At 52.1% G+C, this 25,092-nt stretch carries 23 protein-coding genes; 11 read left to right on the top strand and 12 right to left on the bottom strand.

Annotated elements, in window-relative coordinates; all coding sequences use genetic code 11:
• Positions 1-82 precede the first annotated feature (82 nt).
• The 4 genes from dmpG to kynU all read right to left on the bottom strand — a co-directional run bounded on the left by dmpG (position 83) and on the right by kynU (position 4,709).
• Positions 83-1,111, bottom strand: coding sequence for a 4-hydroxy-2-oxovalerate aldolase (gene dmpG / locus IEX02_RS03905; RefSeq protein WP_188690558.1), 1,029 nt, complete (start codon positions 1,109-1,111; stop codon positions 83-85).
• Positions 1,112-1,121: 10 nt separating this feature from the next.
• Positions 1,122-2,006, bottom strand: a complete 885-nt coding sequence (locus tag IEX02_RS03900; RefSeq protein ID WP_188690555.1) for an acetaldehyde dehydrogenase (acetylating) — start codon at positions 2,004-2,006, stop codon at positions 1,122-1,124.
• A gap of 13 nt (positions 2,007-2,019) precedes the next feature.
• Positions 2,020-3,405, bottom strand: a complete 1,386-nt coding sequence (locus IEX02_RS03895; protein ID WP_188690552.1) for a sodium-dependent transporter — start codon at positions 3,403-3,405, stop codon at positions 2,020-2,022.
• A gap of 65 nt (positions 3,406-3,470) precedes the next feature.
• Positions 3,471-4,709: a kynureninase gene (gene kynU, locus IEX02_RS03890; RefSeq protein WP_188690549.1), complete on the bottom strand. Its 1,239-nt coding sequence runs from the start codon at positions 4,707-4,709 to the stop codon at positions 3,471-3,473.
• 446 nt (positions 4,710-5,155) lie between these two features.
• Between kynU and IEX02_RS03885 the strand changes: the two genes are divergently transcribed.
• The 9 genes from IEX02_RS03885 to IEX02_RS03845 all read left to right on the top strand — a co-directional run bounded on the left by IEX02_RS03885 (position 5,156) and on the right by IEX02_RS03845 (position 13,241).
• Positions 5,156-7,459 (top strand): TonB-dependent receptor, encoded by a 2,304-nt coding sequence (locus IEX02_RS03885; protein ID WP_188690545.1) that lies wholly within the window; start codon positions 5,156-5,158, stop codon positions 7,457-7,459.
• A gap of 150 nt (positions 7,460-7,609) precedes the next feature.
• Positions 7,610-8,902, top strand: coding sequence for an MFS transporter (locus tag IEX02_RS03880; RefSeq protein ID WP_188690540.1), 1,293 nt, complete (start codon positions 7,610-7,612; stop codon positions 8,900-8,902).
• Between the two features lie 128 nt (positions 8,903-9,030).
• Positions 9,031-9,843 carry an aspartate dehydrogenase gene (locus IEX02_RS03875; protein ID WP_188690537.1) on the top strand — a complete coding sequence of 271 codons (813 nt, stop codon included), beginning with the start codon at positions 9,031-9,033 and terminating at the stop codon, positions 9,841-9,843.
• Positions 9,844-9,860: 17 nt separating this feature from the next.
• Positions 9,861-10,313: a VOC family protein gene (locus IEX02_RS03870; protein ID WP_188690534.1), complete on the top strand. Its 453-nt coding sequence runs from the start codon at positions 9,861-9,863 to the stop codon at positions 10,311-10,313.
• Positions 10,314-10,330: 17 nt separating this feature from the next.
• Positions 10,331-11,053 carry a sulfite exporter TauE/SafE family protein gene (locus IEX02_RS03865; RefSeq protein ID WP_188690531.1) on the top strand — a complete coding sequence of 241 codons (723 nt, stop codon included), beginning with the start codon at positions 10,331-10,333 and terminating at the stop codon, positions 11,051-11,053.
• Between the two features lie 7 nt (positions 11,054-11,060).
• A complete protein-coding gene (locus IEX02_RS03860; RefSeq protein WP_188690527.1) occupies positions 11,061-11,399 on the top strand; it encodes a 2Fe-2S iron-sulfur cluster-binding protein in 339 nt (112 codons plus the stop codon).
• Complete coding sequence (locus IEX02_RS03855; RefSeq protein WP_188690525.1) at positions 11,386-11,616, top strand: DUF2798 domain-containing protein; 231 nt, start codon at positions 11,386-11,388, stop codon at positions 11,614-11,616. Before IEX02_RS03860 ends, IEX02_RS03855 begins: the two co-directional genes overlap by 14 nt.
• 55 nt (positions 11,617-11,671) lie before the next feature.
• Positions 11,672-12,652 carry an alpha/beta hydrolase family protein gene (locus tag IEX02_RS03850; protein WP_188690523.1) on the top strand — a complete coding sequence of 327 codons (981 nt, stop codon included), beginning with the start codon at positions 11,672-11,674 and terminating at the stop codon, positions 12,650-12,652.
• An 85-nt stretch (positions 12,653-12,737) separates the two neighbouring features.
• Complete coding sequence (locus IEX02_RS03845; RefSeq protein WP_188690520.1) at positions 12,738-13,241, top strand: TFIIB-type zinc ribbon-containing protein; 504 nt, start codon at positions 12,738-12,740, stop codon at positions 13,239-13,241.
• A gap of 41 nt (positions 13,242-13,282) precedes the next feature.
• On the opposite strand, the gene IEX02_RS03840 is transcribed toward IEX02_RS03845, so the two are convergent.
• The 7 genes from IEX02_RS03840 to IEX02_RS03810 all read right to left on the bottom strand — a co-directional run bounded on the left by IEX02_RS03840 (position 13,283) and on the right by IEX02_RS03810 (position 20,641).
• A complete protein-coding gene (locus IEX02_RS03840; RefSeq protein ID WP_188690517.1) occupies positions 13,283-13,939 on the bottom strand; it encodes a GntR family transcriptional regulator in 657 nt (218 codons plus the stop codon).
• A 290-nt stretch (positions 13,940-14,229) separates the two neighbouring features.
• On the bottom strand, positions 14,230-15,684 hold the full coding sequence (locus tag IEX02_RS03835) for an aldehyde dehydrogenase family protein (RefSeq protein WP_188690515.1): 1,455 nt from the start codon (positions 15,682-15,684) through the stop codon (positions 14,230-14,232).
• Between the two features lies 1 nt (position 15,685).
• Positions 15,686-17,311, bottom strand: coding sequence for a thiamine pyrophosphate-binding protein (locus IEX02_RS03830; RefSeq protein WP_188690511.1), 1,626 nt, complete (start codon positions 17,309-17,311; stop codon positions 15,686-15,688).
• A 23-nt stretch (positions 17,312-17,334) separates the two neighbouring features.
• Entirely contained in the window at positions 17,335-18,156 is an 822-nt protein-coding gene (locus IEX02_RS03825) for an alpha/beta fold hydrolase (RefSeq protein WP_188690509.1), read from the bottom strand.
• 12 nt (positions 18,157-18,168) lie between these two features.
• Positions 18,169-18,705: a VOC family protein gene (locus IEX02_RS03820; RefSeq protein WP_188690505.1), complete on the bottom strand. Its 537-nt coding sequence runs from the start codon at positions 18,703-18,705 to the stop codon at positions 18,169-18,171.
• Positions 18,706-18,721: 16 nt separating this feature from the next.
• A complete protein-coding gene (locus tag IEX02_RS03815; protein ID WP_188690502.1) occupies positions 18,722-19,660 on the bottom strand; it encodes a fumarylacetoacetate hydrolase family protein in 939 nt (312 codons plus the stop codon).
• Positions 19,661-19,816: 156 nt separating this feature from the next.
• Positions 19,817-20,641 carry a sulfite exporter TauE/SafE family protein gene (locus IEX02_RS03810; RefSeq protein ID WP_188690499.1) on the bottom strand — a complete coding sequence of 275 codons (825 nt, stop codon included), beginning with the start codon at positions 20,639-20,641 and terminating at the stop codon, positions 19,817-19,819.
• 123 nt (positions 20,642-20,764) lie between these two features.
• Here IEX02_RS03810 and IEX02_RS03805 point away from each other — a divergent pair, with 123 nt between their 5' ends.
• The gene (locus IEX02_RS03805) at positions 20,765-21,436 is read left to right on the top strand and encodes a malonic semialdehyde reductase (protein WP_229702035.1); all 672 of its coding nucleotides are present in this window, start codon (positions 20,765-20,767) and stop codon (positions 21,434-21,436) included.
• On the opposite strand, the gene IEX02_RS03800 is transcribed toward IEX02_RS03805, so the two are convergent.
• Positions 21,429-22,229, bottom strand: a complete 801-nt coding sequence (locus IEX02_RS03800; RefSeq protein WP_188690496.1) for a glutathione S-transferase family protein — start codon at positions 22,227-22,229, stop codon at positions 21,429-21,431. The genes IEX02_RS03805 and IEX02_RS03800 overlap by 8 nt on opposite strands.
• Positions 22,230-22,390: 161 nt before the next feature.
• Between IEX02_RS03800 and IEX02_RS03795 the strand changes: the two genes are divergently transcribed.
• The gene (locus tag IEX02_RS03795; RefSeq protein WP_188690493.1) at positions 22,391-25,054 is read left to right on the top strand and encodes a TonB-dependent receptor; all 2,664 of its coding nucleotides are present in this window, start codon (positions 22,391-22,393) and stop codon (positions 25,052-25,054) included.
• The last annotated feature ends 38 nt before the right edge of the window (positions 25,055-25,092 follow it).

Genomic DNA, 25,092 nt, shown 5'->3' with positions numbered 1-25,092 from the left:
ATTTACCTCACATTAGATAAACAAAGCGGCCGGGGGTAAAGACCCGGCCGCAGAAATCACAAAAAATATACAAGATTTTAGCTCAGCTTAGCTTTCTTTGGCTGGCCATATCCAGTGCCAGGTCTTCTATCATATCCTCTTGCCCGCCGACCGTGCCGCGTTTGCCCAGTTCCACCAGAATATCTCTGGCACTCACACCATGGCGGGCTTCGGCTCGCTTGGCAAACAGCAGAAATGACGAATATACACCCGCATAACCTAGGGTCAGGGCGTCACGGTCAACCCGGATGGGCTGATCCATCATAGGCACCACCAGGTCTTCGGCCACGTCCATGATTTTGTACAAATCGATACCGTGTGTTGCTCCCATGCGTTCCAGCACCGCCACTAATACTTCAAGAGGCGTATTACCAGCCCCTGCACCTAAGCCTGCCACTGAACCATCAATACGCTTAGCCCCGGCTTCAATGGCGGCCAGTGAGTTGGCAACCCCCATGGCAAGGTTATGGTGACCATGAAAACCGATCTCTATGTGGCTGCCAAGCTCAGCCCTGAGCAGGCCAATTTTCTGGCTGACTTCATCGGGCAACATATAACCTGCCGAGTCAGTGCAGTAAATGCAGTTTGCGCCGTAGGCTTCCATCAGTTTGGCTTGTTCCAGCAGCTTTTCGGCGCTGACCATATGCGCCATCATTAAAAAGCCAACGGTATCCAAGCCAAGCTTGGCGGACAGGCCAATGTGCTGCTCAGAGACATCTGCTTCGGTGCAATGAGTGGCTACGCGAATGCTGGATACGCCTAAGTCCTTAGCCATACGCAGGTGGTCAACGGTGCCAATACCGGGCAATAGCAGTGCTGAAACCTTGGCCTGTTGCATCTTAGGGATTACCGCCGAAAGGTATTCTTCGTCACTGTGGGCCGGAAAGCCGTAGTTTAGTGACGCGCCGCCTAACCCATCACCATGGGTGACTTCAATGAGCGGCATACCGGCGGCGTCGAGTCCCGTGGCGATATTCACCATTTGTTCTAGGGATATTTGATGACGCTTGGCATGCATACCATCACGCAAGCTCATGTCATGCAGGATCACGGATTTGTCTTTCAGGTTCATGCGGTTCTCCTCAGGCCTGCTTGTATTTGGCGATAAGCTCAGCGGTGTGCAGCGCTGCTGCTGTCATAATGTCGAGGTTGCCAGCATAGTGCGGCAGGAAATCTCCACGACCTTCCACTTCCAGATAAATAGATACTTTATTACCGTCAAACACCGGGCCGTTTTTCAGCCGGTATCCCGGCACATAGGCCTGCACTTTTTCCAGCATAGCCAGCACGGATTGGGTTATTGCTTGTTGGTCAGGTGTGTCGGCGCATAGACAATGCACGGTATCGCGCATAATCAGTGGTGGCTCGGCCGGATTGATAATAATAATGGCCTTGCCCTTATCTGCGCCGCCCACGGACTCCACAGCACTGGCGGTGGTGCGGGTGAATTCGTCGATGTTTTGGCGGGTACCTGGGCCTACCGAGCGGCTGGATACCGTGGCGATGATTTCAGCGTAGCTGACCTTCTGAACCTGGCTGACCGCGGAGACCATGGGAATGGTGGCCTGGCCGCCACAAGTGACCATATTGACGTTATCCAATTGGGCTGGATTTAATGCATTGAGGTTCACGGGGGGAACACAAAATGGGCCAATAGCCGCTGGGGTGAGGTCCACCATAGTCACGCCCAAAGGGGTCAGTAATTCACAGTTTCCTTTGTGAGCATAAGCGGACGTGGCATCAAAGGCGATTTGAACCCCCAATTGCCTGACTTGCGCCAGCGCACCCTGTACGCCTTCAGCGCAGATCTGCAAGCCCAGTGCGGCGGCACGTTTAAGCCCTTCAGAGTTTGGGTCAACACCAATCATTAACACCGGCTCGATTTGTTCGCTGCGCAGTGCTTTATAGAGCAGATCAGTACCTATATTGCCCGGCCCAATAATGGCGGCTTTAATTTTCTGACTCATAATGGCCTCTTGGTTATAGATGGAAAGTAGGGCTGAGTTTGCTGATAAACACTAACAATAAGGCGCCCGGCGCAATGAGCCTGGAGGTCCAGAGCCATAAACGGAACCACAGGCTCTGCTGGGTAAAACCCAGCTCATCGGCGGTGAAGCGGGATTTCAGCGCCCAGCTGACGAACAACACCACAAAGATGCCGCCCAAAGGCATGGCAATATTGGACGTGAAGTAGTCAAACAGGGTGAAGAAGGTTTTATCTGCAAACAGCGGGATAAAGCCTAGTGGATGCACATCCCCCAGCAGGTTGAAGGAAAGCGCAGATAAGACGCCCAGTCCCCAGGCCACACTGCCAGCGACCAAGCAGGCTTGGCGTCTTGACCAACTGGTTTTATTCATCAGCCAGGAGGTCGGCACTTCCAACATGCAAATGGCTGACGTCAGGGCTGCGAAAAACAGCAGTACGAAGAACAATGCCCCTAACAAGGCTCCGGCAGGCATTTGTGCAAAGGCCACGGGCAGGGAGACAAACACCAGGCCCGGCCCCTCACTGGGATTTAAACCGAAGGCAAAAATAATCGGGAAAATGGCCAAACCCGCCAGTAAAGCGACTAGTGTGTCAGCGCCTACTATCACCACTGAGGAACGTGGAATTGATGTTTGACGCTGCATATAAGCACCGTACACCATGAGGTTGGTAAGCCCGACACTGATGGAGAAAAACGCCTGGCCGACGGCCTCTAACACGACATTGGCGGTGACTTTGGAAAAATCCGGGGTAAATAAGAATCGCAGCGCCTGGGCAAAGTCACCAATCCAGGCGGCGTAGCCCACCAGTAGCAACAGCATAATAAACAGCATGGGCATCACCAATTTGACTACCCGCTCTACGCCCCCTGCCAGGCCCAGTGAGGAAATGCCGATCACTAACGCCAGAAACAGCAAATGCCAGAACAGCATTAAGCCGGGGGAGGATTGTAACTGGTCAAACACCACAGCAATCGCCCCAGGATCCATCCCTTGCATACTGCCGCTGGCCAGTTTAAGTACGTAGGCGAGTGTCCAGCCTCCGACAATGGCGTAAAACGACAGCACTAACATGGCTCCTAATACGCCAAGATTTCCCATATGTCGCCACCAGGGGCTGGCACCAGACTCTTTGGCGACCGCAGCAATGGCCTCTGGTGGGCTGCTTCTACCCCGGCGCCCCACCATAAGCTCGGCAATGAGCACCGGCATGGCAATCACCAGGGCGGCCAGAATATAAATCAGCACAAAGGCGCCGCCGCCGTTGGTACCCGTGGTGTAAGGAAAACGCCAGATATTGGCCAGGCCCACCGCAGTACCGATGGAGGCCATCAAAAAAGCAAAATGAGATGACCACATAGGGGCCTGGCGTTGGCTCATAACAACTCCTGAAACTGACGAAAAAGTAGAGTGGCCCACGGTGTTGCGGGCCGAATTATGGCTTGTTAGGTAACGGCATGGCGCTGATTAAACTGCGCTTCACGCCAGTGCTCGTTATCCATAATGCTCTTAAAGCGTTGCACCGCTTCCCAGATATCCACATAGCTGTTGTACAAGGGGGCGAAGCCGAATCGCAGGATATCCGGTGCGCGGAAGTCGCCTATCACTCCCGCATCGATTAAGGCCTGCATAATGGGGTAACCCTGTGCATGGCTAAGCGCCACTTGGCTGCCACGTTTTTCATCGTCTCGGGGGCTGACCAGTTCAAAACCGTATTGGCCGCATTCCTGATCGAGCAACTCGATAAAGTAGCGGGTTAACGCCTGGGACTTCTTGCGCAGCGCCTGCATATCTGCTGCACACATCAGATCTATTCCCACTTCTGCCACTGTCAGGCTGAGAATGGCCTGTGTACCGGATAGCATTTGGCTGATACCAAAACCAGGTTGATAGTCACGCTTAAAATCAAAGGGAGCGCTGTGGCCCCACCAGCCGCTTAGTGGTTGCTGGGCGCGGTTGTGATGGCGTTTGGCGACAAAAATAAAGGCCGGGCTACCGGGGCCGCCATTCAGATATTTATAGGTGCAGCCTACCGCGAGGTCAGCATTGGCGCCGTTTAAGTCAACCGGTAGCGCTCCTGCACTGTGGCAGAGATCCCAGACCACCAGGCAGCCTTTTTGCTGGGCGTACTCGGTAATGGCCTGCATATCCAATACCCGCCCGGTTTTGTAATGCACCTGAGTCAGGCACACCACGGCAACCTGCTCATCGATCTGTTCCAGTAACTGCGCCTCTTCCACAAAGCGAACCTGGTAGTCGTCACCTAATTGGCTTAGCAGCCCCTGCACCATATAGTTGTTGGTGGGGAAGTTACTGCCTTCCATAAGCACAACTTTGCGCGACGGATTAAGCTGCAGGGCAGTGGATACCGCCTTATATAAGTTTAGTCCGGTGGCGTCGGTACAGACAACTTCACCGTCCTGTGCACCAATCAGGCTGGCGATTTTATTGCCGATGCGATAGGGCAATTCAAACCACTGATGTTTGTTCCAACTGCGGATTAAATCCTGTCCCCATTCCTGTTCCACCACCTGTTGGGCGCGGGCCAAAGCCGCCTTGGGACGTGCCCCCAGGGAGTTGCCGTCCAGGTAAATTTCACCGGCATTCAGGGCAAACTTGGCTTGAAAGGAGGCCAGTGGATCTTGTTTATCTAATTGTTCAAAAAACGCTTTTGTATAGGTCATTGAATTACCTGCTTGTTCTGCAAGACAGCCAGCAGTGCTGCCTTCAATGGATGATGTCATGTTAGGTAGATGTATCTTTTGTTAAAAATAATAATAAATCGCCTGGTTATAATGTAATTTATATATCTAATGCGGTTGGAACAAGGAGGAGGGATATAGCGCCAGGGGATAGTGCCAACCCAGTATGGCCAGGATTGCTGTGCTCGTTAAGACAATTGCAGGTCGGTCAGGTTTTTCTGTGTGACCTGATAGCGTTTGACTAAGTGGCGTACTGATAGGCGCAGGCACTTAATCTCAATGTTGTTGCAGATATGTTAAATGTGTTATAGCGACGTCAAAACAAACTATTTCTATTATAGCTGGCCCTCCCTTAGGGTGAATTCAGTGCTCAGGGGAATTGTCCCCGAAGAATAATCACATCCTTGATTGGGAAGGAGCTAGCAACAATGAAGTCAACCTCAATACCCCAAACCCGCCGTCGTGCCCTGGCCGTCGGTATTGCATTGGCCATGTCAGGATCGGCATTGGCGCAGGAACAAGACCAAGACGCGCTTCCCCAAGGACAGAGCAATAAAAGTGTTGAAGTAATCCAGGTTACCGCCAGGCATAAGGTGGAAAGCCTGCAGGAAACCCCCATCGCCATCTCTGCCTTCAGCGGCGATCAACTGGCCAACTCCCGTATTGAAGCCTTAAACGGTATCGCCGAGCGGGTGCCGGGTTTTCAGATGAACGTATATAACGCTGCCGAGCCTGAGCTGTTTATGCGTGGTATTGGCAGTGATATTGAAAGTGCCGGTGCAGGTGCTGCCATAGGTATCTATGTGGACGGCGTGTATATCTCCCGCGGTGTGGCTGCCGCCATGGATCTATATGACCTGGCCAGTGTGGAAGTATTACGTGGTCCCCAAGGTACCTTATACGGCAAAAACGTGGTGGGCGGGGCAATCAACTTTATTACCAAAAAGCCGTCAATGGCCTATCCCGAGGGTAAAGTTGAGCTGACCGCTGGTAACTACGGCTTACTACAGGCCCGTGGCTATGTCACTGGCGGATTGTCTGACAATGTTGGTGCCAAGCTGGCGTTTAGTGCGGTAGATCGTGACGGCTTTGGCAAGAATACCCACACCGGCAATGATGCGGATACGCTGGAACGCTACAGCGTACGTGGTCAATTGCTGATCAATCCCAGCGATGATCTGGAAATCCTGCTAAGTGCCGATTATTCCAAGTCTGACTCAGTGCCTACCGTGCGACATATCAGTTACAGTGAAGGGCGCAATGCGGCCTTTGTCAGTGCTGATCCCCGAGAAGCAGACAACGAGTTTGATGGCTTTGAAGATACCGAAGTCAAAGGATTGAGTGCCAATATCCGCTATGACCTGGATGGCATGACATTTACCTCTATTACGGCATATCGAGATAACGATTTCGGCTTTTATGAAAATGCCGCAGCCGGCATGGTGGATGACAGCCTGTTCTTCGACCCCTGGGGTGACCCGGCTAACAACAATGTTGCCGATGATGATGCCCTGGCGGCCATGCAAGTAGACGATATGTGGTACCAGCACAAGGAAGAGCAGTCCTCGCAGTTCTCGCAGGAATTCCGCCTGGCTGGGGTACATGGCAAGTTGGACTGGCAGATGGGCGCTTACTATATGCGCGAGGATATCGACCGCCACGAAATGGTGAACTATTGGTTCCATACGCCCTGGGGCACAACCACCGGCAAGATTTACAACAGTACCTATGCCGTCACCGACAGCTACGCGGTATTTGGTCAGGCCAGCTATAACCTCACCGACGCCTGGCGAGTGACTGCCGGTTTACGTTGGAGTGAAGACGAAAAAGACTTCCGCTCGGTCGCCAGTGGTCGTCGCTTTGATAACTGGGACAATATGCACGGTGACTTAGACGGTAACAGGGTCGAAGGTTATGATGTCAGCACTCAAGGCTCGTGGGACGCCTGGACTCCTAGTCTGGTGGTGGACTACAAGGCTAGCCAGGATCTGTTCTTCTATTACTCCCTGGCTCGTGGTTATAAGGCGGGGGGCTTTAATGGTGAAGGACCGGAAAGCGCTGAGGAAGCCTTGGCTTCTTTTGCTCCTGAGTTTGCCTTAAACCATGAACTAGGCTTTAAGTCTCAAGCTTTCAATGACCGTCTGCGCTTTAACGGGGCGTTGTTCTTTACCAAATACACCGATCTGCAAAGCCAAGTGTGGGTAGAGACAGGGCCCAATACGCCAGCCGATCTGGAAGTACGTAACGGTACAGGTGAAGCGCAAGGGCTCGAGCTGGAATTTACCGCGCTGCTGACCGACAACCTGACCTTAAATGGTGCTTATGGTTACATCGACTCGGAGTTTACCGACACTTTTGAAGTGGATGGCAATGATCTGAACGGCAATCGTATGCGCCGTACCCCGGAACATACTCTCAATCTGGCTGCTGCCTACGAGTGGGAGTCAGATCTGGGACTGTGGGCGGCCCGCCTGGATTATCAATATCAGGATGAGTATTTCTTTGATAACTCAAATGACCCGCTAACTAAAGTGGACTCCGAATACACAGTGAATGCCAGCTTGCAACTGGCGTCTTTGGATGACAGTTGGCGAGTACAGCTGTGGGCTAAAAATCTTACCGACGAGCAGAACATAGCCTCTACTACCGTTTATGCGGCCTGGGACAACACTGTATTTAGCTCCTACAAGGCGCCTCGCACCTTCGGTATTTCTGCCACATACCAATTCTAAGCACTGTGCATTCTCGTGTTTAAGCCGGGCTAGGCCCGGCTTCTTTTTACCTGACGGATCATCCAAACCTTTTAAAGTATTCTTGACATATCATCATGTATACAATTAATTTGGTTTGCATTCACAAATTGTTAACCTGGAGGCAACAAGATGAATGAAAAAACCATAAGCGCCGAAAGTGGCGTGAGTACCAAGCAAAATCTCTACTACGGCTGGTGGATAGTGCTAGCCGCTATAATAGGTCTGGCCTTTGGCTACAGCGTAATCGCCATGTCCTTTGGCACCTTTATCAAAGCCTTTGAAGCTGATTTTGGCTGGAGTCGCGGCCAGATCTCTTTCGGCTCTACCGTGATTGGCATTACCGCTATTCTGTTTTTTCCCTATGTGGGCACCCTGGTGGATAAATATGGGGTGAAGCGCATTTTGGTGCCTTCTACCTTATTGTTTGGCTTTACCATCGCGGCCATGTCCTTGCTGACACCTTCAATCTGGCATTTGTATGCCATGTGCGTGCTGATCCCTATCCTGGGTGCCGGTACCGCTCCTTTAACCTATTCGCGTTTGCTGGTGAGTTGGTTTAATAAGAAGCGCGGTTTGGCACTGGGCATAGGTTTGTCCGGTGTGGGGCTGGGTACGACCTTGGTGCCCTTGATTGCCTCTTACTTTATGAGTCATTACAGCTGGCGTGAAGCCTACATCGCCATTGGTGTGGTCATTGTGTTGTTGGTGCTGCCAATTGCTAAATTTCTGGTGCGGGAAACGCCGGCCGAGATGGGCCTGGCGGTAGACGGTGTGGCTGAGCAGCAAACTGAGGCTGTCACTTCAAGCGCCGCTAAACCTCTGATTGGCTTTACCGCCAAGGAAGCATTAGGGCAGCGCACCTTCTGGTTGATGGTCGCATCTTTTGTGATTACCGGCCTGACAACCTCCACCGTTTTAGTGCATCTGGTACCTATGATGATGGACCGGGGGATGAACTTACAGGAAGCGGTGGGGACCTTTGCCTATCTGGGGATTTCCATTGTTGGTGGTCGCTTGTTGGCGGGTTATCTGATGGACAAGTTCTTTGCTCCCTATGTGGTGGTGTTTTTTATGCTTGGACCGGTAATTGGCCTGGCCGCTTTTGCCATGGGAGCCAGTGGTCAGTCGGCGGCACTTTGCACGGCACTGATTGGTATCGCCATAGGCGCTGAGTTTGATGTGATGGCTTACTTTACCAGCCGTTACTTTGGCCATCGCTCGTTTGGCGCTATTTATGGCTACGGCTACTCCGGTTTTAAAATTGGCGCCAGCGTCGGACCTTTAATTATGGGGCTGGCGTACGACGCACTGGGCCGCTACACCGAAGTGTTGTGGGCCATGTCGGTGGTGATGCTGCTCAGTTGTGTGCTGATCCTGATGATGGGGCGCTATCCGCAATTACCCTCACGCCCGGCCAAATAGGTGCGAAAACGGCGGCATTTAAGCCGCCGTTATCATATTAATGTTTTATGTGTTCCAAAAAATGTAATTGTATACATGATATTTAATATGTATTCTTTACCTGTGTTGATTGGGTGGTAGAAACCAGTATGAGAAAAACATTAAAAGTAGGTATTGCCGGTTTTGGCACTATCGGCAAGGTTGTCGGTCTGGCGCTGGATAAGGGCATGCCAGGTCTTGAATTGGTGGCTATTGCCTCTGGCAATCCGGATAAGGCCAAAGCGGCTATGGCCGGGTTGTCGCAGCCAGTACCAGTAGTGAGTGCCAAAGCATTGGCCGATTTGGCGGATGTGATAGTGGAATGTGCACCTACCGCCGCTTTTATGGACATTGCTGAGCCCGCCTTGTGCCAGGGGCGCACCCTGGTCACGGTCAGCGGCGCGGCTATATTACAGCATCCCGAGGTAGTGGAATTGGCTCAGCGTCATGGCGCTCAGATCCTGCTGGCGACTGGCGCATTGCTTGGCCTTGACGCGGTGCGTGCTGCGGCCAAAGGCACTATTCATTCAGTAACTATGGTGACCCGTAAGCCACCCACATCGCTGACCAAAGCCAAGTTTATTGTGGAAAACAACATTCAATTGCTGGGCCTGGAAGAACCTCTGCGGGTATTTAAAGGCAGCGCCCGGGAAGGTGCAGAGAAGTTTCCTTCCAATGTTAACGTGGCGGCGTCCCTTGGATTGGCCGGGCTTGGTGCCGAGCAAACCCAATTGGAAATTTGGGCCGACCCTGGCAAAACCCGCAATACCCATACCATCAAAGTTGATGCGGACAGCGCCAGCTTTGAAATGACCATTGAAAACGTACCTACAGTGGAAAATCCCGGCACGGGTCGCATTACCGCACTTAGCGTGCTGGCGGCGCTGGAATCGCTGACCGCGGCTCTGCGGGTCGGAAGTTAATCTGAGAGGAAATATGTATGTCTAAACCTGAAAAACCTATTCAACTTAAACATCTGGCTATGGCGTCCAATGATCCGGATAAAAGCCGGGAGTTCTTTGAAAATGTTTTAGGCTGGAGCGTGGCAGGGGTGGTGGCCAGTCGTAATGCAAACGGCTTTTATATGACCGATGGCAATATCAACCTGGCCATACTGAAGTTTCGTAATGGCCCGGCAGCCGGGAAAGAATTTCCGCAGGGGTATGTCGGCCTGCACCACGTAGGCTTTCAATGTGAAGATATTCAGGACATGGTCAACAGCTTCAAGGCCAACGGCTATGAGCCACGCCATGATGTGAATCTGGCTCAGGGGCTGGGCATGAACCCGGCAAAGGATAACGCCGAGTATAAGATGTCTGGTCCGGAGAATATTATGATTGATATCTCCGAGCGTGGCTGGGTGGGTACCAGTACTTATAAAACCCTGGATTAAGCGCGTAGATTTAGCCCATGCTTGGTGATATCAGCCTGTTCTTGCTTGCTACCTTGGCTTCTACCCTGGCTGGGGTATTTGTGATGGGCGGCGGCATGCTGATGGTGCTGGTGTTGCCCTGGTTTGTGCCTGCCATTGCGGTGGTCCCTGTGCATGCGGTTACGCAACTGGCCAGTAACAGTTCCAGACTCGTCTTTGCGCTGGAGCATATTTATTGGCCGGCCATCGGCCCTTATCTGCTGGGCTCAGTGGTAGGCACCAGCTTATTTGCTGCCTTGCTGCTGTCTTTGCCTCTCGAACTTATCCCGCCATTTATTGCCATTTATCTGCTGTTAAGCCTGTGGTGCGCCCCTTTTGCTCAGGTGTTGCGACGCCTGGAAAGCTTTTTTCTGGCTGGATTTCTGCAAACCGGGCTGGGACTGGTGGTAGGTGCGCCAGGCCCGATTGCCCTGACTATGCTAAGCCGCCGTCTGGAAAACCGCGAAAACATAGTGGCGACGGCCTCGCTGATGATGTTATGCGGCAACCTGTTTAAGATCGGGACCTTTCTGTGGCTTGGTTTTCATTTTGCCGACTATTGGTGGCCGCTGGTCTTGACTGTGGTTGGTGCCTGTTTGGGCTCGCTGCTTGGCAGCTTGCTGCGCCGCCGTATTGCGCCGCAGGCCTTTATGCTGCAGCTGAAATGGCTGCTTACCCTGATGGCCCTGACAACCTTATTGAAGAGCCTGTTATGGGAGTGATAACACCATGCTGAGATTGGCGCTGATATTGCCCAATGGCGATGTGCGAGAGGTGCAAGCCGAGCCGGGTTTCAGTTTGCTGGTGGCGGTGCAGGATGCGGGCATTGATGCGCTGCCGGGCGTTTGTAACGGCTGTTGCAGTTGCGGTACCTGCTTGGTGCGTATTGACCAGGTAAGCGAACAGGATCTGTCGCCCTGCTACCCTGGGGAGCAGCAGATTCTGGCTAAACTTAGCGCCGGGGAAAAAAACAGATTGGCCTGCCAGGTGATGGTCAGTAGCACACTTGCGGGCGGGCAAATTACGCTGCTCGGTAAAAGCCGGCCGGGCAAACATGCTGGCGACTAAATTCAGACCCTATTTGTACTCCCTTTTTATGTCCCTGAGTATGTCGGGGATTATGTCGTTGGTGGTCAGCTTGCATAATCTCGGATGGGACGAGCATATCTTGTCAATCTGGCTTAGTGCCTGGCGTTTTAGCTTTTTGGTGGCCTTTCCGACCGTGTTAATGCTAACGCCCTTAGTGCGGCGATTAGTCGATAGTTTACTGATGCAAAATTCTTGACTTAGCTTCAACAGCGCGCACTATGTTAACTAAATGTTTTAAATGGAATTAACACATGTTAACTAAGGCTGCCTTTGCACTGTTGCTTACGCTTACCCCCTTTTTTGCCCTGGCTGAACAAGCCATTCAATCTCAACATTCCTGCTTTAAAGGGCCTTTTGAAACCTATCAAGGGTGGGTGATGAGGATGGCATCCACGCTGAAGAAATTTGATCAGGAAGTGTTCTCTGCCTATTTTCCGGAAAGTAAATTCCAGCAAGTTCAGCAAACCCTGGATTGTGTCGACTTTGTATATCAAGTTGATGGCTTTAATGTCGAGGGTTATTACCTGAAACCAAAGTTAGCCGTTGATAAAAAACTGCCCGTGGTTATGTTTAATCGAGGCGGTAATGGGAGGGGAGGCTATGTTACTTTCACTAGAAAGTTAACCTTCCAGGCTGAATTAGCCGCGCAGGGCTTTATTGTGATTGGCAGCCAATACCGAGGCGCCAGCAAGCATATCGACAACAACGGTTTTGATGAGTTTGGCGGGGCCGATGTGAACGATGTGGTCGCCTTGATGGATATCATTAAACAGATACCCGACGTAGATAGTGAAAATATTGCCATGATGGGCTGGAGCCGCGGCAGTATGCAGTCTTATTTGGCGGTAAAAAGACTACCGAATATCAAAACCTTGATTGCCGTGGCAGGGGTTTCTGATGTTCACCAAGGCATGGCAGAGCGGCCAGTTATGGAAAAGGTTTATAAAAAACGAATTCCTGATTATGAAAATAATAAGCAACAGGAATTGGACAAACGCTCTGTGGCTAAATGGGCCCATGAGTTGCCTGCGAATATGCCTATTTTATTGTTGCATGGTGATAAAGATGAACGGGTCAATGTAGCGCATTCCACGCGTCTTGCTGGCATTCTTGAGTCCCTTGAACATCCGCATAAATTGGTGATTTATCCAGGCGACAATCATGGGCTAACCAAGCATCGGCAGGAAATGATCAGCGAAGTGGTTGGCTGGTTGAATACCTATCTGCATTAGCTATATCAATGAGAGTTCTTATATCAAAGCACATTTGCTCTTTACTCGAAAATTGCGATACAAGCTTATTAGGATGTGATCATCAATGTATTGCCCAAGAACATATACCGACCTTAGGAAAGTAAAAGTTGGCGGAATTGCCGTTTACGTCAGTGAATCCTGTGGTGGAGTCTTTCTTGAAAATCAAACACTGAAACTATTTGAGTGCCGTTCAGGAGAGCGTGGTAAGGCGTTGTCCGCCCATTTGGCTAAGTTTCACAATGAATTACAAGGACTCAACGCGAAAGTCTTCTGTCCGCTATGCGTCGATACAGTGATGCTACGCAGATTTTACAGTCCATTGCATGTTGTTGAGATTGATGAATGCCCAGGTTGCGGTGGAATATGGCTGGATACCGGTGAATTAGCCAAGCTGCAGTCGCTTATGCTTAACGAAAAAGAACGAGCGCTGCTTCGTGCTCAGCTAATGGAAGAATGCCAGCCGTCAAAGATTGAGGGGCATCCACATATCCGTGATGCTTGGATACGTCGTAGCGACAAAGTGGACAAACTGATGGATATCGCCTCGTATTTAACTAATGGTTGGTAGATTTTTAAGACCGACCATTAGTGTAAATTGCGCTAGAGCTACTACAGTGGCTTCTGACTAATCAGATAATCAATAGTGCCCAGGCTGGTATTGGAAATATGGTTACGCATGGCGTCAAAGGCCTGATCTCGGTCGCCGGCGATAATTGCCTCAACCAACTCAGCGTGTTCACGGTATGAGGCTTCCAGACGATTGCGTTTTTCAAACAGCCAGGGTTGACGATACAAGCTCAGACGCTTTCGCAGCTTTGCAATGGTTTCCTGCAGGGTTTTATTCCGCGAGCCTTGATGAATGGCGGTATGAATTTGGTTATTCAGTTCGGCAAAACGCTCTACATCTTCGCTGTGAACCGCCTCTTCCGACAACTGATGCATACGCTGAATTTGCTTACGTTCAACGGCGGTCATGCGCTCGGCACTTAAGCGCGCGCACAGGGCTTCCAGCTCTTGCAGGGCTTCATACATATCGCTGAGCTGATCAATATCCAGCTCAATCACCGTTACCCCTTTATGAGCCTTGCTTTCGACTAAACCGCTGGTGTGCAGAAGGCGAAAGGCCTCGCGAATAGGAGTGCGGGATACGCCGAATTGATTGGCAATTTCCTGCTCTTCCAACTTTTGTCCGGGTTTAATCTCACCGGAGATAATTTGCGCAGACAGTTGGTTATAAATTTTGTCAGAGATAGTCAGAGTGGACATTCCTATTGCTTCAAACGCAGCCAAACTCGGGTCAGTTTAAAAGATATCCCTTAACTTTCAAGCGATATATACACCGGCTTTTTATTGTGTACAAATCTCTAAGTTCTTGAATACAAAAAGGTGTCTTGCAGTGACGCTAGATACGTAGATTACCGAAAGATGACTCTCTTAAGCACGGGGTTATTAGCCCCTTCGTGTTCTTCGTGACCTTCGCAGTAAACAAATACTTAAACTGCCTATATCACCACGAAGAACAGAAGGACACGAAGAGAGCGCTTTACTAGCACCAATCAGTCGAGGTCGAGCTGCATACACATCACTTTGGTCTGGCTCATTTCCCGTATCGCAAATTTCACCCCTTCGCGTCCCAGACTGCCGCGTTTGGCGCCGCCAAAGGGCATTGCATCGAGGCGATAGTCGGTGGAATCGTTGACCATCACACCGGCCACGTCCAGTTCCCGACTCACCTTCATGGCGGTATTCAGGTTACTGGTAAATACTGCGCCGTGAATAGAGAACTCGGCACTATTTGCCTGGGCCAGGGCGTCGTCCAAATCATCAAAGGCAAACAGGCTGACTACCGGGCCAAAGGCTTCCTGGCAGACCAGCCGATCGCTGTCTTTGAGGTTGTCCAGGGCGGTGGGATAGTAGCAGGCACCTTCGCGCTTGCCGCCTACCAGCAAATTAGCGCCGTTGGCGACTGCTTGTTCAACCCATTGTTCAATACGCATGGCTTCACGTTCGTTGATCATGGGGCCAATATCTGTGTCATCCAAAAGCTGGCTGCCTACCTTCAGCTTGGCCGTCTGTTCGATAAAGGCCTGCTTAAAGGCGCTGTACAGGCTGCGCTGAATATAAATTCGCTGCACCCCGATACAATTTTGCCCTACCGCCCAGTAAGCGCCAGACACGCAAGCAGCCACAGCTTTTGGCAGATTGCAGTCGTCCATCACCAGTACCGGGCTGTTAGCCCCCAGTTCCATGGCCAGCTTTTTAATCCCGGCGTTTTTGGCGATGATTTCTCCCGAGGCTTCGCCGCCGGTGTAAGTTACCATCGCCACATCCTTATGGCTTACTAGCGCCTGAGCGAACTCCCGGGCATAGCCGGTCAGCACATTCACCTGGCCTGGTGGCAGGCCGTTTTCTAGCAGGGCCTGCACCAGCATTAACGCCGATAAGGGCGCTTGCTGCGAGGGCTTCAGCACCACCGCATTGCCAGCGGCCAGGGCCGGTCCCAATTTGTGTGCTGCCAGGTTTAACGGGTCATTAAAAGGTGTAATCGCGGCGATCACCCCCAGCGGCACCTGTTCGTAGTAGCCGATGCGCTCTTCACCCCCGGCAAAACTGTCGAAACGCAGGGTTTCACCGCACAATCGGGTGGCTTCTTCGGCGGACAGGTTTAGCGTATTGATACAGCGCCGTACTTCCTTACGCGCAGCCTGAATGGGCTTGCCGGTTTCCAGCGCGATAGTGCGGGCAAAATCTTCCAGCCGCTGCTGAACCAGATTGGCCGCACCTTTTAACCAAGCGGCGCGCTCAGCGCTGGGTAAAAAACGATGTTTCTCAAACGCCTGTCTGGCGCTTTTCACCGCTTGCAATACATGGCGGTCATCGGCGCAGGAGACTTCACTTACAGCTTCATTATTAAACGGATTGTGGATCTGCATGCTGGCGCCACTGGCCAGCCACTGACCATTGATCAGTAAGCTGGCCGCTGCATTTGGATACAAAATAGCGGCCTGCATATCAGGGTTTGTCCTTACGCAGTACCAGGCTGTCATACTCGCGCGAGTTTAGAATCGCCTCGACAATCACCGGCCCCTGCATGGCAAAGGCTTTTTCCAGTGTCTGTGCGTACTCCTGCTTATCGTAAGCCTTCAGTACAGGTACGCCGAAGATGTTGTCGCCGCCAATAGTGCCGCGCTCACGAATCGGGGTGCCGTAAATAGGGTTGTGCTTTTTCTCTTGCTTGATACGGATTAGCGCCAGGTCATTGTCGGTAAACAGCACATACACGATATTCAGCTTTTCCCTGACGGCCACGGCCAGTTCACCGGCAGTCATCAAGAAACCGCCGTCACCCACCACCGAACAGACTGGCGTATCCGGTTTACACAGCTTGGCGGCAATAGCCGAAGGAATGGCAAAGCCCATGGCCGACCAGCCGTTGGTCATAATTTGCAGGCCCGGTTTAGGGGTGGGCCACTTTTGTCCAATCAGGTGAATGTGGGCACCTACATCACAGGTCATAATGCCGTGTTGTGGAAACTTGTCGCGCAAAATATCCAGCGCCGCACAAGGACCGAAGGCGTCATTGTTGGGGGACATACGGGCAAACATCTCGGCTTTACGCTGAGCCAGCGCATCTAAATCCCAGTTCTTCACAGCGCAGTCGCTGGCCAGCAGGTATTCCACCGAATGCTTGATATTGCCCAGCACATCACAGGCTAAGGTATATTTGCTGGTATCCAGATCGGTGGCAGCGATATCCAGGCTGACCAGTGGTGCATTGGGGATCCAGTCTTCGTAGTTAAATTCCACTTCGTCATAGCCGATGCTGACCACCAAATCGGCCTGTTGATGGGTTTGCCCTACCACATCGCTCAAGGCATGGAACAACACGCCGGCATAGTTAGGATGCGACTCGGCCAGCATGCCCTTGGCCATGGGGTTTAACACCACAGGTACCTGGAATTTTTCGGCCAGGGCAATCACCTGCTCCTGCACGCCGCTCGTAATAGCACGCATACCCAGCGCAATCACGGGTTTATCGGCTTGTACAAACAGCTCTCGCATTTTGTCCAACAGCACCTGAGCGGCTGGTTCGGCAATTTTCGGCGCAATGGGCTTGGCACTTTCTTGCGCCGCTGGCAGGGCACTCATGCCCACCGGCAGGCCGATATGTACAGGGCCTGGTACGCCGGAAGTGGCTACATGGGCGGCATCAAAGATGATTTCGCGCACCCGCTCGGCTTCCAGGCGGGTGGTTTTCTTGGTGATAGGGGCGAACAGCGCCTGATGGTCAATGGCCATCTGCACGATGCGGCCACGCTTGGCAGCAGGCATTTCGTCGGTCAGGGCAATCATTGGCGAGCGATCCAGATAGGCACTGCCCACACCGGTGGCCAGGTTAGTGGCGCCGGGGCCAAAGGTGCCGAAACACACGCCGGGCACACCGGTAATACGGCCACAAACGTCAGCCATAAAGGCCGCGCCGCCTTCGTGGGTGGCGAGAACAAATTCGATGCCGTCTGTGGTGCGCAGGGCTTCCATATAATCCACCCAGCCGCCGCTGGGTACGCCGAACACATGTTTGACGCCCAGCTCCTTGAGCGTATCGACGACCTGTTGAGCTACGGTTTTATTAGTCATGATAGGGTACCCGTTAAATCTGATTATGGATGAATGTAACCCGCACTGTTGCTGTGTGCGGCGGCGCTGGGCGCAAGCCCGGCCATCTGCAGAAAGCTCAGCAGGCTGTCGTTGAATTCCACCGGCTTTTCAAAAAAGGCCGAATGACCGCAGGCGTCAAATTCCACGATAAAGGAACCGTCCACCTGCTCCTGCACCAGGCGAATCGCCTCAATGGGGAACAAAATATCGTCCTGACCGGCCAGAAACATCACGGCAAAACCAAGCTTACCTAAAGTGGCCGGATCCACTTTTGTGGCGGCATATTCACCGCTAAGATTGCTGCGATCGGTGCGGTTAAAGCTGTTGAACTGGCGGTATAACAGACCCTGCTCGGGATTTGCCTGGCGAAATGCCTCGCCCAGCACCCGTTGCAATTGGTCGAGGTGGGCGGTGTCGGCCCGCGCCTTGTCCATAATGGCCGCGACTTCAGAACTTTCTTGTAAGCCATGCAGAGAGTCGGCAATTACCAACCCGGCGACTCGCTCAGGGTATTGACTGGCAAATTGAATGGCGGTGCCGCCGCCCATGGACTGACCCACCAGTGCGACTTTGGGCAGTTGCAAGTGATCAAGCAAAGCCAGCAAGTCGCTAACAAAACCGCTACGCCCCAGGCCTGCCTGGTCGGTGGAATTGCCAAAACCACGATGGTCAAAGGTGATCACCTGATAAGCACTGGCCAGTACCGCCACTTGTTTGTACCAACTGGCATGATTGCCGCCCAAACCATGGGCCAACACCACCGGCTTGCCCTGGCCATGCACTTCGTAATAAAAGCTGTCTTGGTTAATTTGTATAAAGGGCATCAGGATTCTCCCTTACTTGTCATTCTTAATAATGGCTTTGATCCGCGCTGGCGGTTCAACCACAAAGCTTTCCAAATTCCACTGATCAAAGGTGCCCATTTCGGTACCAGGCCAGACTGAAGCGGCATAGGGGGCTTGTTCGGTGATTTGCAGCATGTCGGAGTAAAACTCCACGTTATTGCCATCCGGGTCTTTAAACACGATAAAGGTATTGTCGCCTGGGCCATGGCGACCAATGCCGCGGTCAATTTCAATCCCGCGCGCCAGCAACATCTTGGTGATCTGCTTGATGTCTTCGATGCTGTCGACGTGATAGGAGAAGTGCTCGATGCGTGACTGGGCCGGGTCCTGCTTGCCTAGTTGATCAGCAGGCAGCTGCAATAAGGCCAGATCATGATGGTCCTGACCGGCACGCAAAAAAACCATGCGATCATCTATCCAGTCAGACACGGTCAGACCGACCACCTCCTGATAAAACTGCACCGAACGTTGTATGTCCTGCACCTTGAGCACCAGATGGCCCAGTTTGGTTGGCTTGGGTTGGTACATGTTGCTCTCCTCTGGTTCAGAGCACTTCGGCCCTGACGGTATTTTTAATGCTGCCCACGCCCTCGGCGCTGGCTTCCAGTACATCGCCCGGCTTTAGATATAAGCCGATACCTTTGCCGACCCCGGCGGGGGTACCGGTCATAATCAAATCCCCAGGACGCAGGGTCAAAATGCTGGACAGGTACTCGATTTGTTCAAATACATTCCAAATCAGTTCGCTGGTATTGCCGTCTTGCATTTGTTTACCGTTTAGAAACAACGACAGCTTGATTTGATGCGGGTCGGCGATAGTTTGCTTGGGTACGAAGACCGGCCCCATGGGGCAGAAGGTGTCCCAGCTTTTGCCGCGAAACCAGTCGTGTTTAAAGGGGTAGTCACTGCGACGATTCAAATCCCGGGCAGAAATATCATTCACCACGGTGTAGCCAGCAATGTAGTTAAGGGCATCTGCGGCCTTGACCCGGCGGGCGGCCTTACCTATGACTACGCCCAGTTCCACTTCCCAGTCCAATTGCTGAGTTTCCGGTGGCAGAATCACATCTGTCTGGGTAGCGGTCACTGAGGTGGTGGCTTTCATAAACACATAAGGAGAGCTATCTGGCTTGGCGGCCAGAATGGTATTCATCTCGGCTGCATGTTCATGATAATTGGATGCCGTGCCAAAAATGGTGGTGGGGCGGAAGGGGGCCAGCAACTGCAAATCCTCAGCCAGTGGCGCTAACTTGCCTTGCTCGACTAACAGAATCACCTGTTCAGCCAGGTCCTGCAATTCAGCCGAGGTTTGCTCCCATTGGCAAATAGCATCGGTACTGCTGAATACCCAGCGTGGTTTGCTGTGCTGTGCTGGGTGAACGGCTTCAAAACAGCTCTCCAGGTCGAAAAACTTGCCTTGGATCTGCATAGCCGTGCGTTCATGGCCTTGCGTCTGGTAAGTCGCTAATGCGAATTTTGTCATACAGAATTCTCTTATTTTGTGCCCCGTAGGGGCTTAACTTTTGCAATTCATCAAGCCCACTTTGCGGGTCTTACCGATGAAATTCGACTAATTAAATGGCTGCTTGATATATCTAAAATTGAATATCAGTGAGCCTTGCTATCTGTTTTTACATATTCAAGCCAGTAAGGTGCGGTACAACATACGCCCCGCGACCAACAGCAGGAAAAAGCCGAATAGCATGCTGAGCCTGCGTTTATCCAAGCGATGAGCGAGTTTGGCGCCAAAGGGGGCCATTACCACAGTGACCGGTGCGATCAGTGCTACACCGATCAGATTGATGTAACCTAGGCTGCCTGGTGGAAGACGCGAGTCCCCCCAGCCTGAGTAGGCAAAACCAAAAGCGCCTGGCAAGCTGATCAATAATCCAAACAGCGCAGCTGTGCCCACCGCGCGATGGATGGGCTGATTCATCAAGGTCAGCACCGGCACGCTCAGGGTGCCGCCGCCTATACCCATCATGCTCGACAAGCCGCCTATGGCCAGTGGGGGAAAAGGTGCTGCCAGCCCACGTGGCACATCTCGGCTGAGGATCAGATTGTCCAGTGGCAATAGCATTTTTAGGGCGACCAGCAGTGCCACCACGCCAAACACCGCGGATAAAACCTGGCTGTCCACAAAGGCTGCGCCGATGGCGCCTAAAAGTGAGCCCATCAGCACCGCCGGGCCCCAGATTTTTACCAAACCCAAGTCCACTGCCCCTTTGGCGTGATGTGCCCGGGTGGATGAAATCGAGGTAAAGATAATGCAGGTCAGCGACGTGGCAACGGCTACATGCATGCGAATGGCCGGCTCTATACCGTACAAACCCAAGGCCGTGTCCAGCACCGGCACTATCACAATGCCGCCACCTACACCCAGCAAACCAGCCAGCAGACCGGCGACGATTCCTGTGGCCAGCATCATGGCGGCCAATGGCAAAACAGCGTCGATAAACTCCATAGTCTCAGATCTCTAAACCTATCTAGGTATACTTTGGTAATGTTATTGTATACATTAAATCTAGATTGCATTCAGATCTAGTGTTTTTTTTAACTCAACCATGTCTATTGGGAGGACGCCAAGATGAATTCACCGGCTATTAGTCATGCACAACAGCAGGCTATTGATATGGCACAGGCCGCTGCCACCAAGCTTCGAGAGGAATTTGAACCCTTAAGCCCGAAGATGCTGGATCAGATTCTGTGTGAAGCACGCAGCCATAACGGTTGGCTGGATAAACCTGTTGCTAAGCAAACCCTCAGGCAGCTTTACGAGATTGTGAAAATGGGCTCCACCAGTATGAACAGTTGCCCGGCCCGCTTCGTGTTTATACAAAGTGAACAGGCCAAGCAGAAGCTCAAAGCCTGCCTGGCCCCGCTGAATGTGAACAAGGTACTGAGCGCACCTGTTACCGTGATCGTTGCCCATGACCTGGCGTTTTACGAGAAGATGGACAAGCTGTTTGCGCACAATCCGGGGGCTCGTCAGATGATGGCCGACAATGCCAAGGCTGCTGAAATCACGGCTTTTAGAAATGGCACACTACAGGGCGCTTACCTGATGATTGCGGCGCGCGCCCTGGGTTTGGATGTAGGCCCAATGTCGGGTTTTAATAATCAGGCCTGTGATGACGCTTTCTTTGCCGGTACTCGTATTCGCAGCAACTTTTTGTGCTGCCTTGGTTACGGCGACACCACAAAACTGTTTCAGCGCCTGCCGCGTTTGGATTTTGATGAAGCCTGCCAGATTAGTTAGAGGCTGGTTGCTCTTGCAGCCCTTGTTGTTTCAGTAATCTGCCCAGTTGCTCCAGATCTTCGGCTTTGGGACTGGGCATCCTGTATTCTGGTGGACACATGGCCTGCTGATAGGCTGGGTGTACGCGTATGCGGGACAGCCAGTCTTGTACCTGTGGCTTGCCCTGCCAGATAAAATCAAACTTTAAACGACTTACCCTGTCAGCCAATGCCATCGTACTGATATCCGCCAGGGTAAAGGTTTCAGCGGCCAGCCAGGCATGCTGAGTAAGTCGTTGCTCCATCAGCTCCGCAATCGCAATAAGCTGTTGAATACTTGCCTGCACCGCCTGGTAATCCACACAAGTCCCCAGCAGATTACGAAAGGCGGCCGCTCGTGCTGGCTGAGGGTGCGAGGCGATCAGCGTTTCTAGCGCTTCAGGGGGCATATTGGTAAAGCGCTGGCGAATCATAAGCTGAAAAGATGCCACTCGCAGCGTGGGGTGGATCACATCATCAAAATACTTACACCACATACGCATGCTGGCCCGGGCCGTTGGTTGTGAGGGGACCAAGCTGGGCATAAAAGTTTCGTCCAGATATTCGTTGATGATGCTGGACTCGCGGATAACCTGGCCGTTATGCACGAGCGTCGGCACCACGCCGGCCGGATTAAGCGCCAGGTAATCGGGATGCAGATGTTCAAAGTCCCGCAGCACCACGCGCCGGCTTTGCCAACTCAGGGCCTTTGCGGCCAAGCAGGCGCGCACCTTAAAAGACATCAAAGAATCCCAATCCTGATAAAGCCAGAGCATTTCATCACCTCCTTTTGGTGTATACATTAAAATATAAATGTATTTAAATTGGTTAAAAATATATACAAATATTTAACATTGAATTATATGTAAAAAAAGTGAGTGCAAAATAAACAACCTCAATCAACCGCACAGCAACAAGAACGAAAGAGGAGACGGGTATGACACGACACACCAACCTAACCAATCTGGGCTTATGCACCAGTTGCCTACTATCCGGTTTGGCAACCAGTCACAGCCTGATGGCGCAAGATGCGCCAGCCAACCAGGACAGGAATGTCGAGCAAATCGTCGTCACGGGGTCGTTTATCAAAGGCAAAGAGCAGGGCAACAGCGCTTCGCCTATTGCCGTAATTGGCGAAGATGACCTGAATAATATCGGGGCCACCAGTGTTTCCGATCTGGTCAATACCTTGACCATCAATACCGGAGCGCAGGTTTATTCGGACAGTTTCGAACAAGCCCGTTCAGCCGGTACGACTAATATCAACCTGCGTGGTTTGGGCGTCACCTCTACGCTGGTTTTGCTAAACGGTCAGCGGCACACCCTGTCACCGGCGGTTACCGAAGCTGGTGATCAGTTTGTTGACCTCAGCACACTGGTGCCCGCCATCGCCGTGGAGCGGGTGGAAATACTCAAAGATGGCGCGTCGTCTTTGTATGGTTCAGATGCGGTGGCTGGGGTGGTGAATTTTATCACCCGTTCCACCTTTGAAGGATTCGAGCTGGATGCCAACTACCAGCACAATAAATATGGCTCGGACGAAATCAGCCTAGGGGCGATTGTGGGGGCAGCAGGCGAACGCAGCAATCTGATGTTTGCCGTGAACTACTTGAAGCGCACTAATGTGCCCAATTCTGCGCGGCGCGATGACTATGCTGACAACCAAGACTCCTGGAGTGGCTATGGTTTCCCCGGCAAAGTGATTGCGTTTGACGGACCACCAGGACCGCCAATAAAACTGATTGACCCTAGCTGTCTGGATGGCAGTGCTTTTGAAAAATATCCGGGTCTGGTGCGCCGCAAGCCTGATGGTGAGTTCCCCAGCGACGGTGCTTGCGAGCTGAACTACGGTTATTACGGCGACATCATTGCTGCCGCCGAACAAACACAGGCCATGGCGCAAGCGACCTTTGATTTAACCGACAGCACGCAGTTGTTCAGTGAATTGGTGGTGGCCCGTAACAAGACCACGATTAATTCGGTGCCAAGCCAACCTCAGTTAGACGAAGTGCGGGTGCCTGCGTATCACCCGGACGCTATCGAAGTAGGAGGCCTTGATCCTTTTCCCGGCAGTGCCTCTAACAGTGGCGTGCTGTTTATCCGACCATTGGGGGCTGGTTCTGAGTCCAACAAAGATGACAAAGTTTACCAAAGCTGGCGTTATCAACTCGGCCTGAAAGGCGATTTGACCAACGACTGGAGTTGGAAAGCCACCTGGACAACCAGTGTCAATGAAGCAGAAAACGCCCGCAAAGATGTGATTACCCACAATTTGCAAGCGGCCTTGAATGGTCAGGGCGGGCCAAATGGCGATGCATTTTATTATTGGCTGTCGAGCAGCCAGGATAAAAATACCCCTGAGATGTATGACTTTATCTTCGGCGAGTTTGGCTATCAGGCTAAATCCAGCCAAAGCGTATTTGATGCCCATGTCACTGGTGATTTATTTGAACTGCCAGCCGGTGCGGTAGGCGCCGCTTTTGGTGTGCAACATCGTACCGATAAGCTGGAATACGATTTTAACGAGTTATCTAACGACTTGGTGTTTAACTTTTTTGGTGGCGGTGAAGATTTTACCGGCGAGCAGAAAGTGTGGGCGGCATTCGCCGAGTTTTCCATCCCGCTGACTTACGATCTGACAATGCAGACCGCGATACGTTACGAGGATTTTGACCTAGCCAGTACCACTGACCCTAAAGTGGCCCTGCTGTGGACCCCAAGTCAGGATTTTAGCCTAAGAGCCAGTTACGGCACCTCGTTCAGAGTGGCTACCGTGTTCCAGAATGATTCCCAGTTTATTACGCCGCAAACCGCCAATGATCCGCTGGTCGGTGGTGATGAAGTGAGTTTTATTTCATTGCTGACCGGTGATCCAGAGCGCCCATTAAAGCCACAGGAGTCTGAGGCTATGAACCTGGGGATGAGCTGGACTTTCGCCGAAGATGTTACCTTGAATCTGGATTACTGGCGTTTTGACTATAAGAACTTTATTACACCTGAGTCTGCAGCGGCATTGCTGGCTGTCGACCCGACCAGCAGTCAGATTGAGCGCGGCCCGGGTGGGGAAGCGGTGAAAATCACCACTTACTACCGCAACGCCGGCTCGGTACAAACCGATGGTATAGATTTCAGCTTGTTCACGGATCTGGACATGGGTGAGTGGGGTAACCTGCGCCCGATGCTGGATGGTACCTATGTGCTGAGCTATGATCTGGACGATCCGCTACTCGGCCCAATCGATGGTTTGGGCAATGTCAACGATGAAAACTTTGGCGTATCCACCGTTGAGCTGCGCGCTAATCTGGGCTTGCTGTGGAGTAACGGTAAGCACAGTGGCAATCTTTATGTTCGCCATATTGGTGACTACCAGAATGATAATGAAGACAACGCCAAAGTTGCCAGTTGGACCAAGATAGATATGCAGTACAGCTACCAGATGGATCCCTTGCTAAGCACGGGTGAGGGCCCAAGGTTAATGGTGGGGGCGCAGAACCTGTTTGACCGCGCCGCCCCTACCGTGCGTAACTCTCTGGGATACGATGCCACAGTGCACGATCCCCGTGGTCGCATGGTGTATGTCAATATAAAACAAGCTTTTTAACTGAAGTCTGCTTTGTAACCAAGGCGGGCTAAGCCCGC

The sequence above is a fragment of the Bowmanella pacifica genome, assembly GCF_014645355.1.
GTDB classification, from domain to species: Bacteria; Pseudomonadota; Gammaproteobacteria; order Enterobacterales; family Alteromonadaceae; genus Bowmanella; species Bowmanella pacifica.
This window is presented reverse-complemented; position numbering and strand designations above follow the sequence as displayed.